Origin of the sequence: Pseudomonas sp. 8209 (genome assembly GCF_028682105.1) — a bacterium.
GTDB classification, from domain to species: domain Bacteria; phylum Pseudomonadota; class Gammaproteobacteria; order Pseudomonadales; family Pseudomonadaceae; genus Aquipseudomonas; species Aquipseudomonas palmensis.
Genome location: NZ_JANIAH010000005.1, coordinates 193,832 through 210,078 on the forward strand (window position 1 = coordinate 193,832; position 16,247 = coordinate 210,078).

A 16,247-nucleotide genomic window follows, 5' to 3' on the forward strand; every position below is an offset into this window, starting at 1 on the left:
CGCCATGCGCCTCGACCGTTTTCTCAGCAACCTGCCATGTTTCAACCGCCAGCAGGTGCGCCTGCTGCTGGTGCAACGACGGGTGCGGGTGGATGGCGTGGCCATCGCCGACCCGCACCATGAGGTACGCGAGTTCAGCCGCGTCGAGGTCGACCAGCAGGTGCTGCAAGCCGGGCGTGCACCGCGCTACCTGATGCTGCACAAGCCGATGGGCTGCGTCAGCGCCACCGTCGACCCGCAGCACCGCACCGTGCTCGACCTGCTCGACGAACCCGACCGGAACGACCTGCACATCGCCGGGCGCCTGGACTTCAACACCACCGGGTTGCTGCTGCTGACCAACGATGGCCAGTGGTCACGTCGCCTGACCCAGCCCAAGACCGGGCTGGCGAAAACCTACTACGTCGAGACCGAGCAGCCGATCACCGACGCCTATGCGCCAACCTTTGGCCAGGGCATCTACTTCGCCTTCGAAAACCTCACCACCCTCCCCGCCGAGCTCACCCTGCTGGGCAGCCACAGCGCGCGCCTGAGCATCGTCGAGGGGCGCTATCACCAGGTCAAACGCATGTTCGGCTTCTTCGACAACAAGGTCACGCGCCTGCACCGCGAGCGCATGGGCCCGCTGTACCTGGACCCGCAACTGGCCCCGGGGCAATACCGTGCGCTGAGCCAGGATGAAATCCTGGCCATCTGACGCCACGACCGCTCGGCAAAAAAATCATCGATTGCGCCAACGGCACTTGCGGGTTGGCCGGGCGCCTGCTTGAATCCAACCGTCAGTCTGCATGTGACCAATCGGTCACGAACGCAGTCCAAGGCACCTTTCTGCAGGTGACCGGCGCCCCGAAGCGCTGGCGTCCGGCAGATTGCCCACCTAACAACAATACCCGTCGACCAGCCGGCAACGGATCGACACAGGGCCCCTCGTTTCATTTCAAGGCGTATGCCTACCTGTCATGAAGACCGGGCAAGCTTGCTTGTACGGATACCCTTTTTGCGCCAGGAGTCGATGACATGAGGCCAGAAATTGCTGTGCTGGATATACAGGGTCAGTACCGGGTTTACACGGAGTTCTATCGCGCGGACGCCGCAGAGAAGACGATCATCCTGATCAACGGCTCGCTCGCCACCACAGCTTCTTTCGCCCAGACGGTGCGCAACCTGCATCCGCAGTTCAACGTCGTGCTGTACGACCAGCCCTACTCGGGCAAGTCCCGGGCACACAACCGCAACGACCACCTGCTGACCAAGGAAACCGAAGGCCGGATCCTGCTGGAGCTGATCGACCACTTCGCCGCCGACCACCTGATGTCGTTTTCATGGGGCGGTGCCTGCACCCTGCTGGCACTGGCCAGCAAGCCGCGGCGCATTCGCAAGGCCGTGGTCAGCTCGTTCTCGCCGGTGATCAACGAACCGATGCGCGACTACCTGGAGCGCGGCTCGCACTACCTGCGCACCTGCGACCGCCAGCAGATGGGCAAACTGGTCAACGACACCATCGGCAAGCACCTGCCCTCGCTGTTCAAGCGTTTCAATCATCGCCACGTCAGCAGCCTGGCCGAGCATGAGTATGCGCAGATGCACTTCCACATCCATCAGGTGCTGGATCACGACCTTGGGCGGGCCCTGCGGGCCGCACAGGCCATCGACATTCCGGTGCTGTTCATGAACGGTGAATGGGACGAATACACCACTGCCCACGATGCCCGGCAGTTTTCCCGGCACGTGCGCCACAGCCACTTCAGGCCGATTCGCAGCGCCGGCCATTTCCTGGACATGGAGCACAAGGCGGCCTGCCGCGACACCCGCGAGGTGCTGCTGGAGTTTCTCGGCCCGCAACCGCGTGAAACGCGCTCCGCGTATCACTTCGTGAACGGCCAGCATGCGCAGGCCATCTGAGTGGTCGCGGCCAGTGTAGCGCCGGTCTGCGGCAGACCGGCGCTGCGGCTCGCGAGCCGCCGATTGCAATAAGGGCTTCAAATCGTCTCGCAGTTCTGGTACAAAGTGCGCCTGAAAGCGGGTGTCGTATAATGGCATTACTCCAGCTTCCCAAGCTGATAACGAGGGTTCGATTCCCTTCACCCGCTCCAGTCACTTCAGCTCCTCCAGCGCCACACCAGGCGGCTCGACAGAATGGATGACCGTTTGGTTGACCGGTACCTGATCCGAATTCAGCCTCTTCAAATCCCCTCTGCCTCCCTACCTTCTCGTTTCTAAGCCACAACGCTCCACTTCTTTTGTTGCCTACTTCTTTTGTTGCCGCTAGCGTGAATACGCTACGGATAGCGTTGAAGATGAAAGGGCTCACTTTTGGAAAAGATCAAATTTGATGTCGACACTGTTTACTGCATATCCATAAAGGAAAGGCAGGACCGGCGTGATCTGTTCGAGAAGGCCGTCGGTTGCCTGCTTGAGAATCCAGTTACCTTTTATATTGTCGAGCGAAATGACGACCCTGTGCGAGGGTGCTTCGAGTCTCACCAGGCGCTGGCAAAGATGGCGTTGGCCAACGGTTTTCAGCGAATTCTGATATTCGAAGATGATGTAAAACCCTATCAACTGAAACCTGCGCAGATCGGCTGGACAAACCGCTTCATCCGTACCCGCCCTTTCAAAGCCCTGCATCTCGGCTACAGCATGGGCCGGACATGGCTGACCTGGTTCCCTTTCATCGCCCGAGGGCGCGTGGTAGCGCTGCACGCCTACATTCTCTCCCGTGAAGGCTGTCGTGCCGTGACCGAGGCTCGATACGATGGTACACCGCTCGACAGGCTGTTCAGGAATCACATCAAGCAGTACTGCGCTTTCCCCATGCTGTTTCGACAACATGCAGCGTATGAGACTGGTAGTGATATCGAGGGAGCGTCAAAAGATGAGGATGAGTGGTGGGAGCGAAACTGGGACCGCCACAAGCGCTCACCGATCAAGAACTTCTGGAGAACGCTGTTCCGACTGAATTTTTGAAGCCGTGCCGTGGGGACGCCTGGCGATGATCGCACCATTGCAGTAGAAACCTGCCTGCGCCTGATTCAGATCAACACCGCCCCCAAAGACCTTGGTAAAACCCACCGCTGCTCCGAAACATCACAAGGATCGGTCCATGTTTCTCTCCCGCTGGCTCCCCGGCCTCGCCAACCTGCTGCGTTACCGTGCCGAATGGTTTCGCCCTGACCTCCAGGCCGGCCTGTCGGTTGCCGCCATCCAGATCCCCATCGCCATCGCTTACGCGCAGATCGTCGGCCTGCCGCCGCAGGTCGGGCTGTACGCGTGCATCCTGCCCATGATGGTGTACGCCCTGGTGGGCAGCTCGCGCCAGTTGATGGTCGGGCCCGACGCTGCCACCTGCGCCATGGTCGCCGGTGCCGTGGCGCCGCTGGCCATGGGCGACCCGGCGCGCGTGGCACAGTTGTCGGTGATCGTCACGGTGCTGGTGGGGCTGATGCTGATCGCCGCAGGCCTGGCACGGGCCGGCTTCATTGCCAGTTTCTTCTCCCGACCGATTCTGATCGGCTACCTCAACGGTATCGGCCTGAGCCTGCTGGCCGGCCAGCTGGGCAAGGTGCTGGGGTTCAAGATCGAGGGCAACGGCTTCGTGCTCAGCCTGATCAACCTGCTCGAACGCCTGAACGAAATCCATTGGCTGACGCTGTTCATCGGCCTGGCCGGCCTGGCTCTGCTGATCTGGCTGCCTCGGCGCTACCCCAAGCTGCCGGCAGCGCTGGTGACCGTGGCCATCGCCACCCTGGTGGCCGGCCTGTTCGGCCTGGACCGCTTCGGCGTGGCAGTCCTCGGTCACGTGCCCTCGGGCATGCCCACCCTCGCCTGGCCGCAGACCAACCTCGAAGAGATGAAAAGCCTGCTGCGTGACGCCCTGGGTATCGCTACGGTCAGTTTCTGCAGCGCCATGCTGACCGCACGCAGCTTTGCCGCACGCCATGGCTATGCGATCAACGCCAACCATGAATTCCTCGCCCTGGGCGTGTCGAACCTGGCCGCCGGCGCCTCGCAGGGGTTTGCCATCAGCGGCGCCGACTCGCGTACCGCAGTCAACGACATGGTGGGTGGCAAGAGCCAGCTGGTGGGCATCATCGCGGCGCTGGTGATCGCGCTGTGCCTGCTGCTGTTCACCGTGCCCATGGCGTGGATCCCGCAGGCAGCCCTGGGCGCCGTGCTGCTGATGGCCGGCTGGGGCCTGATCGACGTCAAGTCGCTGAGCAAGATCTACACCCTCAGCCGCTTCGAGTTCTGGCTGTGCATCCTGACCACGGTCGGCGTGCTGGGCGTGGGCGTGCTGCCGGGCATCATCATCGCGGTGACCCTGGCGATCCTGCGCCTGCTCTACACCATCTACCAGCCCACCGATGCAGTGCTGGGCTGGGCGCCCGGCATCGAGGGCCAGGTGGACATCCGCCGCCACAAGGACGCGCGCACGGTGCCAGGGTTGGTGGTGTACCGCTTCGACGACGCGATCCTGTTCTTCAACGCCGACTACTTCAAGATGCGCCTGCTCGACGCGGTGCAGAAGGAGGTGGAAGCCCGCGCCGTGCTGTTCGACGCCGAGGCGGTCAGCTCGATCGACGTGAGCGGCATCGCGGCGCTGCGCGAAGTGCGTGAAACCCTGATGGCCCAGGGCATCGTGATGGGCATCGCCCGGGCCCGCGGCAGCTTCCTGCGGATGCTGGTGCGCTCGGGGCTGGCGCGGGAGATGGGCAGCGAGCTGCTGTACGGCTCGGTGCGGGCAGGCATTCGCGCCTACCGACTGTGGCGCAACAAGGTCAGGCGCGAGGCGGCTGTCGCACAGTAAACCTTTCGCCGGCAAGGCCGGCTCCTGGCGATGTTGCAGGAGCCCGCCTTGCCGGCGAAGCGGCAGGGTCAGCGCGGCTCACAGGCCTGCGGCGTCCCCTGCCCGCTACCGATCAGGGCGATCAACCCACACGGCAATGACCCACGCCATTGCAGGTAGTCATGCCCGGCCGGGTATTCCACCTGCACCACCGGATACCCCTTGGCCTGCAGCACGTCGCGCAACTGGCGATTGGTGTCGAGAATCTTCGGCCCCTCGAACAACCCCGACTGCAGGTAGAAGCGCAGCGGCGCACGCGGTGCACGCACGTACTCGCGGGTCAGCCAACCAGGCTCCATTCCTTCCGGCGCCCACCAGTACGACCCCGACAGGCTCAGCACATTGCCGAACAGCTCCGGATGCTGCAGCCCCAGGTAGGCCGAGGCCAGCCCGCCGTAGCTGGAACCTGCCACCACCGTGCGGTCGGCCGGGGCCGACAGCCCGCGCGCCTTCGCCCAGGGCATCAGTTCCTCGGCCATGAACCGCGCAAACTGCGGGTTGGGTGGCAGCTCGACCTGGCGCGACAGGTCGGTCGGGTTGGCGATGATCAGCGCAGCAGTGGGGCCGATCAGGCCATCGGCGAGCAGGTTGTCGAGCAGCGTCGGGGTGGGCACCTGCCGGGTGTAGGCATGCGCATCGAACAGCACCAGCAGCCCCTGCCCCGCCGCCCCCGGCGTCCAGCCCGGCGGCCGGTACAGGTACACGTCACGCTGGTTGCCCAGCACCTTGCTGGTCAGCACCTGGCGCTCCAGCGTGCCCCGGGCTACCCCGGGGCGCTGCGCCACCCAGGGCTGCGCAGGCGCGTCGGCAAGCTCCAGGCGCGAGCGCGACAGCCAGCGATCGCCACTGCCATCGGCAAAGCCGTTGGGGTTGAGCGGGTCTTGCCGGGAGCTGGCCAGAATCACCCGGCGGTCAGTGGAGGGCGGTACGTCCGGTGCCATCTGGTAGCTCATCCGGGTGCTGGAAGGCACCACGTAGCTACGAAACCACACATCGCTGTCGCCCAGGCGCTGCAGCTCATCATGGTTGCCCGACGGCGCGCCGAACACCCGAACGTTGTGCCGGGCACCTCGCCACAGGAAGGTCACCAGCGATTGCCCGGGCTGCTCTGCCAGCGCTTCGACCAGGGGCGTACCCTGCTGCTCGCGGGCCTTCCAGAAGGCCTGGGTATCGCCCCCCTTGGCCACATGCGCCGCCAGCTCGCGCATCACCGGGCTTTGCAGGCGCGTCTGCTGGGCCTGCTGCTCGGCCACGCTGGTGACACCGGTCAGCTTGAGCGAATAGGCAGCCTGCGGGCGGGTGGCGATGGCTTCTGCGCGCACGCCATACAGGCCGTCGTGGGGGGCGATGAACATGAAGTCGCGCACCATGTCCAGCCCGTCCACCAGCAACCGCACCGGCTGGCCGTCGGCATCGAGCAGGCGCACGCTGACGTCGCCCTCCACGCGCCCCTGCACGAAGTCACCGGCCTTGAGCGGCACGGTCCATACCGGCTGCCGGCCCTGGCCGATGGCGCCGCTGACGCTGTGCCCGGGCACCAGCGAGGCCGCCATTGCGGCGCCTCCGGTCAGGCTGGCCAGCGCAAGGCCGGCGCAAAATGTCTTGAGTCGTTGCATGTACACCTCAAAAGTCGATGCTGGCCGAAAGTTTCAGCGTGCGCGGCTCGCTGACCGTGGCGTAGCCGTCGTTGAACACACCGGCCCAGTAGGCACGGTTCTCGACGTTCTCCAGGCTGGCGCGCAGCACCACGTCCTTGCTCAGGATGCGCGTGCTGTAGCGACCGCCCAGGTCATAGCGGGTCCACTGCGGAATCTTCAGCTCGTTGGCCGAATCCAGGTACTGCGAGCTGCTGTGGATGGCCAGCGCGGTCAGGGTCAGGCCCTCGACCCAGGGCGTGTCCCACTCGCCGCCCAGGTTGGCCGACCACTGCGGCACCCCGCGCGCGGCGTTGCCATCGAGCTTGCCGCCAGCGGTCTTGGTCAGCTCGGCACGGGTATAGGTCACCCCACCCAGCAGGCGTACGCTCGGCGTCAACGAACCGAACAGGTTCCACTCCACCCCGCGATTGCGCTGCTGACCATCGTCGGTGTAACGGTTGCTGGCGGTGTCGAGCATCATGCTCGGCTTCTCGATCTGGAACACGCTGACGGTGTGGGTGAAGTCGCCCAGGTCCCACTTGACCCCGGCTTCCACCTGCTTGGACTTGTACGGGGCGAACTGCTCGCCATAGTTGGCAGCCGACAGGTCGCTGACCATGCCGCCCTGGGTCAGGCCCTCGATGTAGTTGGCGTACAGCGAGACATCCGCCTCCCACGGCCTGAGCACCACGCCCAGTGCCGGGGTCAGCGCATGCTCGTCATACGAAGGCGAACTCATCTTCTGGCGCACCCGCTGCGAGCGCACGCCCAGGGTCAGCAACAGCTTGTCGTCGACGAAGCCCAGGGTATCGGCCACGGCAAAGCTCGACAGGGTGTTGTCGCCGGTCTTGTCGCTGGAGCCGATGTTGCCGGCAATGATCGGCTTGCCGGGGTGATAGATGTTGGTCGTGTACTTTGCCCCGGTGACGGTGGCGGCGCGACCGATGTCCTGGTGCAGCAGGGTGGTGCTGAGCACCAGCTGGTGGGTCACCGGACCGGTACTGAAGTTGCCGCGCACACCCGCTTCGGTGGACAGGCTATGGGTATAGCCGCCCTGGTTGTAGGTTTCGGCGGTGGCGTCGCCGTTGCCGGAGGTGATGATCGAGCGCGTGCCGTTGAGGAAGCCCTTGTAGCGGGTACGCGCACCGCCGACGCTGGCGTAGGCCGTCCAGTCGTCCGACAGCTCGTATTCGCCGCGCAGGATCACCGCCTTGCTGATCTGCTTGGCCGAAATACCGTCGAGGATGTTGGAATCCGGCTTGGGCGCCTTGGTCACGTAGCCCAGTTTGCTGAAGCCGGCCATCATCGGGCTGCCGTTCTGCATCTTTTCGTGGCTTTCGTAGGCATCGAGTTCCAGCTTCCAGCCATCGCCACGGTAATCCATGCCCAGGGACGCCAGGGTGCGGTCCTTGGACTGGTCGTCGACCCCGGTGTCACCGCTGCCGTACACGCCGTTGAAGCGGATGCCCAGGCGGTTCTCCTCACCCAGGCGCCGGCTCAGGTCCAGGTGCTCGGCCCAGTAGCCGTCGGATACGTAGCTGGTGGTCAGGCGCTTCAGTGGCGCATCCCCGGCCCGCTTGGGCACCAGGTTGATCACCCCGCCCACACCGCCGTTGGGGGCCATGCCGGTGAGCAGTGCACCAGGGCCCTTGAGCACCTCGACGCGCTCCAGGAACTCGGTGGGCACATGCCCATCGGGCGCCAGGCCATACAGACCGTTGACCGCAAGCTCGGTGGAGTCGATGGAGTAGCCGCGGATCATGAAGTTTTCGTAGGTGTGGCCTTCACCGGTGCTGAAGCGCACCGACGGGTCGTTGCGCAGCACCGCGCCCACCGTGCCGCTCTGCTGGTTTTCCATGTGCTGGGCGGTGTAGGCGGTGATGTTGAAAGGGGTTTCCATGATGTCGCGATTGCCCAGCATGCCCACCTTCGCACCGCGTGCCACCTGGCCACCGCTGTAGAGCTCGGGCGGGTTGCTGCTGTTGCCCACCTGCGCATTGACCGTGGTGGCACCCAGGGTCAGCGCGCCGTCGCTCTCGGGGCGACGCAGGATGATCACGCCGTTTTCTTCGCTGGCCACCAGGCCGCTGTTGTCCAGCAGGCGTTGCAGCGCCTGTTGCAGGGTGAAGCGGCCCTGCAGCGCCGGGGCATTGCGCCCGGCCAGCCACTGGCTGTCGGCGGCAATCGCCACCCCCGCCTCGCGGGACAGCGCCTGCACCGCGCTATCCAGCGGCTGGCTGGGCAGGTCGAGCGCCAGCACGCGGGTGCCTGCGCTCAGCTCGGCCGACACGGCCGACAGGCTGGCCGCGCCAAGAGCACAGGCCAGCACCAGGTGGCGAAGGGTGCTGGGGATAACCGAAGAAGGCGACGAACGCGTGGTCCGGGCGAGGAAAAACGACATGATCTGTCCTTTGAGCTAGGGAGTTGCCAGGAAGACGCGCTAGCTGGCCACTACCCCTCAAAAAAATTTCAACGTAGCTGCAGCCAGGTGTACTCACCCTTCTGCATCAGGCTCAGCGGCAGCACCCTGGGCAAGGCGTTCAGCAATATGTCGGGGCGGTCGCTGGGGAAGCTGCCGGTCAGGCGCAGCCCGGCTGCTCCCTCGCCAAGCCGCACCTGACGGTTGCTGTAGGCATTGAATTCGTCGATCACCTCGGCCAGCGGTGCATCGGTGAACGACCACCAGCCCTGGCGCCAGTGCTCGGCGTTCGGGGCCGCCTGCGGGTGATGCTCCACCGGCCCCGGCACACCGGGTTCGCCCAGGCGCACCCGGTCGCCGGCCAGCAGTTCGCGGGTTTCGCCATCCAGGCCGCGCACCTTCACATGACCGCGGGTCACCGCCACCTGGATATCGCCGCCACGGTCGCTGACGCTGAAGGCGGTGCCCAGCACCTGCACCTGCCCCAGCCGGGTGCTGACCAGGAAGCTGCGCAGGCGCTCGTGGGCCACGTCGAAAAACACATTGCCGTGGGCCAGCATGACCTCGCGCTGGCCGTTGCTGTACTTCACCTGCACGTTGCTTTCGGCCGCCAGCACCATCTGGCTGCCGTCGGGCAGCAGTACATTGCGTGCGGGCGCTGCATGTTCGGTCAGCAGCACCTGGTCGAACTGTGGTCGGCGCTGCCACAGCCAACCCAGCCATGCACTGCACCCGACCACCGCCAGCAGGCCGGCACCCTGGCGCAGCAGGCGACGCCGGCCGAGGTTGACCGGCTCGGGGGCCAGCGAGCCGCGCAACTGCGGGGTCAGTCGATGGATCATCTGCCAACGCTGCTCGGCCTCCAGCCAGGCACGCTCATGCTCGCTGCTTTTGTTGCGCCAGCGCTGCAACTGCCCGCTCACCTCGCGCACACGGGAGGGGTCGTCACTGTGCAGCCCCGCCAGGTAGCCCAGCGCCTGCTGTACCTTGCGTGGCGAAACCGGCCGCGCCTCAGACATGACGGCAGGCCTGGCTCAGTTCGGACAGGTCGAACACCGCGCGGCCGATGTGCAGCTCCACGGCCTTGGCCGACAGCTGCAGCTCGTCACACACCTGGCGATGGCTCTGGCCATGCAGGCGCACTCGCACGAACACCTCGCGGCGCAGGCGCGGCATGCGCTCGATACGCGCAATCAGTTGCTGCAACTGCTCGCGGGCAATCAGGATCTCTTCCACGCTGGGGGTGAGCCCATCGGCCCGTGTCAGCCAGTCCTCCAGCGCCGCCAGCTCGCGACTGCGCCGGCGAAACTGGTCGATGCACAGGTTGCGCGCCGCCTGGAACAGCAGCGCACGGGCATTGATCACCGGGGCATTGAGGGCATGCGCGTAGGCCTGGGCAAAGCTCGACTGGGCAATATCGGCCGCATCATCGGGGTTGCGCAGTCGGCTGCCGAGGTAGCGGCGCAGGTCGGTGTAGTGCGCGAGCAGCTCGTCGGCGACAGCCGCAAACGACGGCGCGCCGGCCGTCCAGGGGGTTGAAAGCGAGGTCATGGGCGTCCGGCGCGTGATAAGGCAGACAAAACATTAATGGGAATTCGTATCATTCTCACACACTCCCTCTGCCTTCGGCCAGCCCTCAGTACCCGGTGGCAGACACCGCAGGTTCCGGAGCGCTGATGACAACGCGTCGGCGTGCTACAGTCGCGCCCTGCCAACGTGCAACAAATCCCTACGAGATCCACATGCCCCTCGCCGACGTCGACGCAACCCTGGCGGCCTGGCCGCACCTCAATACCGCCCACCCGTGCACCAGCCTGCTGCTGGGCAACGGTGCCAGCCGCGCCATCTGGCGCCCGTTCGCCTACTTTTCGTTGTTCGAGCTGGCCCAGCGCGTGCGCCACAAGCCCCTCGGCCTCACCGACCAGGCACTGTTCAAATCGATGAACAGCGAGCTGTTCGCGCCGGTGCTCAGTGCCCTGAACACCGCCGTGCAGGTTAATGCCGCGCTGGCGATCAGTTCGTCGGCACCGCTCAACCGCTACTACGCGATCAAGGAGGCGCTGATCCACGCGGTGCGCAGCGTGCACATTCCCTGGAAGCTGCTGCCCACTGCCCACCTGGCCGCGATCAACGCCGAGCTGCGCACCTACCAGCGCGTGTTTTCCAGCAACTACGACCTGCTCTGTCACTGGGCCGTGAACCAGGCGCCGCACGGCTTTGCCGAGCTGTTCGACGAGGAAGGCGATTTCGACGTCAGCCGGGCTCAGGGGCCGGGCACGCGGATGCACTACCTGCATGGCGGCCTGCACCTGCTGCGCACCCAGCACGGCACCACGCGCCAGCGGGCGGCCAGCGGCAGCCAGTTGCTCGACGGCTTTGCCATCAACACCCCGGGCGATGTGCCACTGTTCATCAATGAAGACAGCAGCGACAACAAGCTGCGGGCGATTCGCGGGTCCGATTACCTGACCTGGTGCTACGCCGCGCTGGCGTCGCAGCGCGAGGGGCTGTGCGTGTTCGGGCATCACCTGGACCGTGCCGACCGGCACCTGGTGGAGGCGATCAGGCAGGCGCAGCCGACACACCTGGCCATTTCGATCCTGCCGGTGAACGAGGCGGCCATCGTGAGCCAGAAGCAGCATTACGCGCGGGTGTTCGAAGCGTGCCCGGGCATCGAACTGCATTTTTTCGATGCCACCACGCACCCGCTGGGCGCGCTGGCGAATGTGCCCGCGCCGCCGCCCAAGGCAGTGGGGCGGCGTCGGCGCTAGGCCGGCCTCCACAGGAGGGCGCGAAGCCTGTAGGAGCCGGCCTTGCCGGCGAAAAGGCCGGCGCGACGCCCAACTGTACGGACACCTTTGTTGCCAACTGTAACCAGATTCCCCACCCCACCTGTGGCTCAATGAGCGGCCCCTCCAGCCCTCAGGCGCGCTCATGTCTACCCGCGAAAACACCGGCCTGGCCCTCGGCCTGCTCGGCGTCATCATCTTCAGCCTGACCCTGCCCATGACCCGCATCGTGGTGCAGGAGATGCACCCGCTGCTCAACGGCCTGGGCCGGGCCCTGGTGGCCGCGATCCCGGCAGCGGCGCTGTTGCTGTGGCGCCGTGAAAAGTGGCCCACCTGGCAGCAGGTCAAGGGCCTGAGCCTGGTGGCGCTGGGGGTGATTCTCGGTTTCCCGGTGCTGTCGGCCTGGGCCATGCAGAGCGTGCCGGCCTCCCACGGCGCACTGGTCAACGGCCTGCAACCCTTGTGCGTGGTGGTGTATGCGGCGTGGCTGTCCCACGAGCGACCTTCCACGGCGTTCTGGGCATGGGCGGCGCTGGGCAGCGCACTGGTGGTGGCCTACGCGATGATCATGGGCGCCGGACACATCCAGGCCGGTGACCTGCTGATGCTGGCGGCGATTGCTGTGGGCGGGCTGGGCTATGCCGAAGGCGGCCGCCTGGCGCGGGAGATGGGCGGTTGGCAGGTGATCTGCTGGGCGCTGGTGCTGTCCAGCCCGCTGCTGCTGGGGCCGGTGGTGTACCTGGCGCTGCAGCATGAAGGCGCAATCAGCCCGCGGGCCTGGTGGGCGTTCGGCTATGTGTCACTGTTTTCGCAGTTCATCGGCTTTTTTGCCTGGTACGCCGGGCTGGCGCTGGGCGGAATCTCACGGGTGAGCCAGGTGCAGCTGCTGCAGATCTTCTTCACCATCGCGCTGTCGGCGCTGTTCTTTGGCGAGCAGGTGGCGCCGATCACCTGGGTGTTTGCCGGCGGGGTGATTCTAACGGTGGTGCTGGGGCGCAAGGCGCGGGTGCATCCGGCACCGGTCAAGGCCTGAGGTGCCGCCATCGCGGGTCAAGCCCGCTCCCACAGGTAAGGGTGATCCTTGTGGGAGCGGGCTTGACCCGCGATGACGGTGGTGAGGTTCAGACAGGAATCAAGCCATCGGCCCGCAGCAGCGTCTCCAGACAATGCTCCTTGACCCCATAGAACGCCTTGAGCGCCTGGATCTTCTCCAGCAACGCCTGCGCCGCCACCGGCTCGCGCCGCCGGGTGGCCAGGATCATCTTGTTCTTGTTGGTGTGCTCCAGCGAGATGAACTCGAACACCTTGGTCTCGTAGCCACAGGCCTCCAGGTACAACGCACGCAGGCTGTCGGTGAGCATCTCGGCCTGCTGCCCCAGGTGCAGGCCGTACTGCAGCATCGGCTTGAGCAACCCCGGGCTGTGCATCTGCGGGCGAATCTGCTTGTGGCAGCACGGCGAGCACATGATGATCGCCGCGCCACAGCGAATACCGGTATGAATCGCGTAGTCGGTGGCAATGTCACAGGCATGCAGGGCGATCATCACCTCGATGGCGCTGGGCACCACGCTGCGCACATCGCCACACTCGAACTTCAGCCCCGGATGCTCCAGGCGCGCGGCGGCGGCATTGCACAGCTCGACCATGTCCGGGCGCAACTCCACGCCCGTCACCTGCGCCTCGCGCTGCAGGGTGTTGCGCAGGTAGTCATGGATCGCGAAGGTCAGGTAGCCCTTGCCCGAGCCGAAGTCCGCCACCCGCACCGGCTGATCTGCCGCCAGTGGCGCGCTGCTCAGCGCATGGGAGAACACCTCGATGAACTTGTTGATCTGCTTCCATTTGCGCGACATCGCCGGAATCAGCGCCTGCTGCTTGTCGGTCACGCCCAGATCGTGCAGAAACGGCCGGCTCAGCTCCAGGTAGCGCTTCTTCTCGCGATCATGCTCGCCGGTCACCACCTCGCGCGCCTGCTGCACGGCGTTGCGATGCAGCATCGGCTTGCCCTTCTTGGTGAACTCCAGCTGCACCTCGTCGTTCAGGCTGAGCAGGTGCGCGTTGCGAAACGAAGCCGGCAACAGCTCACCGATCAACGTCAGCGCCTCGTCCAGCGCCAGGTTGCGGGTGATGTCGCGGGTCTTGTAGCGGTACACGAACGACAGGCTGGCCTGCCCCTTGATCGTCAGCGGCTTGGCCGTTACCCGCTGCAGGTCGACCTCGGCGCCGACATGGCGCGCCAGCACCAGTTTGATGAAGGTGTGCTGGTGCAGGCTGGTGGCGAGCAGCGCCAGAAACTGCGCACGCGCATCCGGCGCGGCCTGGGCGGTGGGGGTTGCGGACATGGGGAGTGGGTGCCTCGGGTTGCGGGGGGCGCCCGCAGGCGCGCAATGGCGCGCATTTTACGTGGATGACCGCCCCAGGCACAGCACTTGTCGATCAGCGCGCATGCCTCAGCCCAGCAGCACCAGCCGGTTGGGCAGCTCGTTGCGCGCCTGGGTCACCGGCACATGGGCCGCCAGCAGCTCGCCACAGGCCTCGATGCAGGTGACAAAGCCCTGCAGGGTCTGGCCCTGCTGCACCTGGGCGGTGAAGGTGCGCACGATGGCGTCCCAGGCCTGGTTGTCGAGGCGACTGGAGATGCCCTCGTCCACCAGGATCTCCACATACCGCTCGGCCTCGCTGACGAAGATCAGCACCCCGGTGCGGCCCACGGTGTGATGCAGGTTCTGCTCCAGAAACTGGCGCCGCGCCAGGTTCGACGCACGCCAGTGGCGCACCCTGCGCGGCACCAGCCAACTGGTCAGGCGCGGCAGGCGGAACACCAGGCACAGCACGATGAAGGTCAGCCACTGCGCCAACAGCAGGCCATGCACGCTCAGCCAGCCGCTCAGGTAATAGAGGACGCCCGGCACCACCAGCGCCAGCAGGCTGGCCCACAGCAACGGGATATAGGCATAGTCGTCGGCACGCGCCGCCAGCACCGTCACCAGCTCGGCATCGGTACGCTGTTCTACCTGGGCGATGGCCTGGGCCACCTGACGCTGTTCGTATTCACTGAGCAATGCCATGTACGTGTGTGTCTCTTGTCGTGTAGTTACCAGCCGCCGGAGGACCCGCCCCCGCCGAAACTGCCGCCGCCGCCACTGAAGCCACCGCCGCCACCGCCCAGGCCGCCCCCGAAACCGCCGCCAAGACCACCGCCAAAGCCCCCGCGCCCACCGCGGCCACCCCCGCCAAGACCCTGCAGGGCGAACACGATGATGATCATCAGGATGAACAGGCCCACCGCCCAGACCGGCGCACCTTGCTGCTGCGCCTCGTCTGCCAGAGGCCGCGCCGGCTCGTCCAGCGGTGCGCCGCCCAGCACCTGAAGGATGGCCGCCGTGCCAAGCACGATGCCCTGGCTGAAGTCGCCACGGCGAAACGCCGGGGTGATCACGCTGTTGATGATGACCGAGGCCTGGGCATCGGTCAGGCGGCCCTCCAGGCCATAGCCGACTTCGATGCGCAGCTTGCGCTCCTGGGGGGCGACGATCAACAGCGCACCGTTGTCCTTGCCCTGCTGGCCGATGCCCCAGTGGCGCCCCAGCTGGTAGCCATAGTCCTCGATGGCCTGCCCGTGCAGGCTGGCCAGGGTCACCACCACGACCTGCTCGCCGGTGGCCTGCTCGTGGGCCTTGAGCATCTGCTCAAGCTGGCTGCGGGTGGCGCCGTCTAGCAGCCCGGCCTGGTCCACCACCCGTGCACTGAGCGCCGGGAACTGGGGCGCGGCCCACAGCCAGCCGCTCGCCGCCAGCAGCACCAGCAGCAGCGCCGCCTTGAGCACACGCATCAGAATTTCACTTCAGGCGCTTTGTCGGCATCGGCGCTGGTGGCCTCGAAGTTCTCGCGCAGCGGCATGTCGCTGTACATCACGCTGTGCCACAGGCGCCCGGGGAAGGTACGGATCTCGGTGTTGTAGCGCTGCACGGCGGCGATGAAGTCCTTGCGCGCCACCGCGATACGGTTTTCCGTACCCTCGAGCTGGGACTGCAGGGCCAGGAAGTTCTGGTTCGACTTCAGGTCCGGGTAACGCTCCGAGACCACCATCAGGCGCCCCAGCGCACCGCCCAGCTGGGCCTGTGCGGCCTGGAACTGGCGCAGTTTTTCAGGATCGTCCAGGGTGCTGGCATCGACCTTGATCGAGGTGGCCTTGGCCCGCGCTTCGATGACCGCGGTCAAGGTGGCCTGCTCCTGCCTGGCGTAGCCTTTGACCGTTTCGACCAGGTTGGGAATCAGGTCGGCACGGCGCTGGTACTGGTTCTGCACCTGGGCCCAGGCCGCCTTGACCTGTTCGTCGTATTGGGGAATGTTGTTGATGCCGCAACCGGCCAGCAGGCTGGCCAGTGCCAGCACCAGCCACAACCGTGCTCTGTTCGATACCTGCATTGTCGCTACGCTCCGTGAGTGCTCGAAATGCGCCGGACTTGAGGCATAATCCGACGCCGCCGCTGGATCGTGATGGCCCAATCGGCTAAAAGATGCCCCAGCAAACTACAACAATAGCCGCTTCCCCAACT

14 protein-coding genes and 1 tRNA gene are annotated in these 16,247 nt (G+C 65.6%); 7 read left to right on the forward strand and 8 right to left on the reverse strand.

What is annotated here, in order from left to right; genetic code table 11:
• Positions 1–4: 4 nt before the first annotated feature.
• The 5 genes from NP552_RS12495 (at position 5) to NP552_RS12515 (ending at position 4,807) form a co-directional block, all read left to right on the forward strand.
• The gene (locus tag NP552_RS12495; RefSeq protein WP_274096779.1) at positions 5–697 is read left to right on the forward strand and encodes a pseudouridine synthase; all 693 of its coding nucleotides are present in this window, start codon (positions 5–7) and stop codon (positions 695–697) included.
• Positions 698–1,017: 320 nt separating this feature from the next.
• Complete coding sequence (locus NP552_RS12500; RefSeq protein WP_213606206.1) at positions 1,018–1,902, forward strand: alpha/beta fold hydrolase; 885 nt, start codon at positions 1,018–1,020, stop codon at positions 1,900–1,902.
• Between the two features lie 117 nt (positions 1,903–2,019).
• A tRNA-Gly gene (locus NP552_RS12505) sits at positions 2,020–2,093 on the forward strand.
• A 220-nt stretch (positions 2,094–2,313) separates the two neighbouring features.
• Positions 2,314–2,967: a hypothetical protein gene (locus NP552_RS12510; RefSeq protein ID WP_258659860.1), complete on the forward strand. Its 654-nt coding sequence runs from the start codon at positions 2,314–2,316 to the stop codon at positions 2,965–2,967.
• 136 nt (positions 2,968–3,103) lie between these two features.
• Positions 3,104–4,807 carry a SulP family inorganic anion transporter gene (locus tag NP552_RS12515; RefSeq protein WP_043860081.1) on the forward strand — a complete coding sequence of 568 codons (1,704 nt, stop codon included), beginning with the start codon at positions 3,104–3,106 and terminating at the stop codon, positions 4,805–4,807.
• Positions 4,808–4,875: 68 nt separating this feature from the next.
• Here the strand turns inward: NP552_RS12515 and NP552_RS12520 are convergent, their stop codons facing one another.
• From NP552_RS12520 to NP552_RS12535, 4 genes are all read right to left on the reverse strand, one after another.
• Entirely contained in the window at positions 4,876–6,462 is a 1,587-nt protein-coding gene (locus NP552_RS12520; RefSeq protein ID WP_253086616.1) for an alpha/beta hydrolase-fold protein, read from the reverse strand.
• Between the two features lie 7 nt (positions 6,463–6,469).
• Positions 6,470–8,884 (reverse strand): TonB-dependent receptor, encoded by a 2,415-nt coding sequence (locus tag NP552_RS12525; protein WP_274096780.1) that lies wholly within the window; start codon positions 8,882–8,884, stop codon positions 6,470–6,472.
• A 68-nt stretch (positions 8,885–8,952) separates the two neighbouring features.
• Positions 8,953–9,921 carry a FecR family protein gene (locus NP552_RS12530; RefSeq protein WP_043859743.1) on the reverse strand — a complete coding sequence of 323 codons (969 nt, stop codon included), beginning with the start codon at positions 9,919–9,921 and terminating at the stop codon, positions 8,953–8,955.
• On the reverse strand, positions 9,914–10,453 hold the full coding sequence (locus NP552_RS12535; protein WP_043859744.1) for an RNA polymerase sigma factor: 540 nt from the start codon (positions 10,451–10,453) through the stop codon (positions 9,914–9,916). The genes NP552_RS12530 and NP552_RS12535 overlap by 8 nt, the downstream gene beginning before the upstream one ends.
• Positions 10,454–10,644: 191 nt before the next feature.
• On the opposite strand from NP552_RS12535, the gene NP552_RS12540 reads away from it, so the two are divergent.
• Together NP552_RS12540 and NP552_RS12545 are read left to right on the forward strand one after the other, a co-directional pair.
• Positions 10,645–11,673: a DUF4917 family protein gene (locus NP552_RS12540; protein WP_274096781.1), complete on the forward strand. Its 1,029-nt coding sequence runs from the start codon at positions 10,645–10,647 to the stop codon at positions 11,671–11,673.
• A 163-nt stretch (positions 11,674–11,836) separates the two neighbouring features.
• Positions 11,837–12,724, forward strand: coding sequence for a DMT family transporter (locus NP552_RS12545; RefSeq protein WP_253086613.1), 888 nt, complete (start codon positions 11,837–11,839; stop codon positions 12,722–12,724).
• 88 nt (positions 12,725–12,812) lie between these two features.
• Here the strand turns inward: NP552_RS12545 and NP552_RS12550 are convergent, their stop codons facing one another.
• The 4 genes from NP552_RS12550 to NP552_RS12565 form a co-directional block, all read right to left on the reverse strand.
• Entirely contained in the window at positions 12,813–14,030 is a 1,218-nt protein-coding gene (locus tag NP552_RS12550) for a class I SAM-dependent methyltransferase (RefSeq protein ID WP_274096782.1), read from the reverse strand.
• 108 nt (positions 14,031–14,138) lie between these two features.
• A complete protein-coding gene (locus tag NP552_RS12555; protein ID WP_043859748.1) occupies positions 14,139–14,756 on the reverse strand; it encodes a TPM domain-containing protein in 618 nt (205 codons plus the stop codon).
• 26 nt (positions 14,757–14,782) lie between these two features.
• The gene (locus tag NP552_RS12560; protein WP_100633562.1) at positions 14,783–15,520 is read right to left on the reverse strand and encodes a TPM domain-containing protein; all 738 of its coding nucleotides are present in this window, start codon (positions 15,518–15,520) and stop codon (positions 14,783–14,785) included.
• A complete protein-coding gene (locus NP552_RS12565; RefSeq protein WP_043860787.1) occupies positions 15,520–16,116 on the reverse strand; it encodes a LemA family protein in 597 nt (198 codons plus the stop codon). Before NP552_RS12565 ends, NP552_RS12560 begins: the two co-directional genes overlap by 1 nt.
• Between the last annotated feature and the right edge of the window lie 131 nt (positions 16,117–16,247).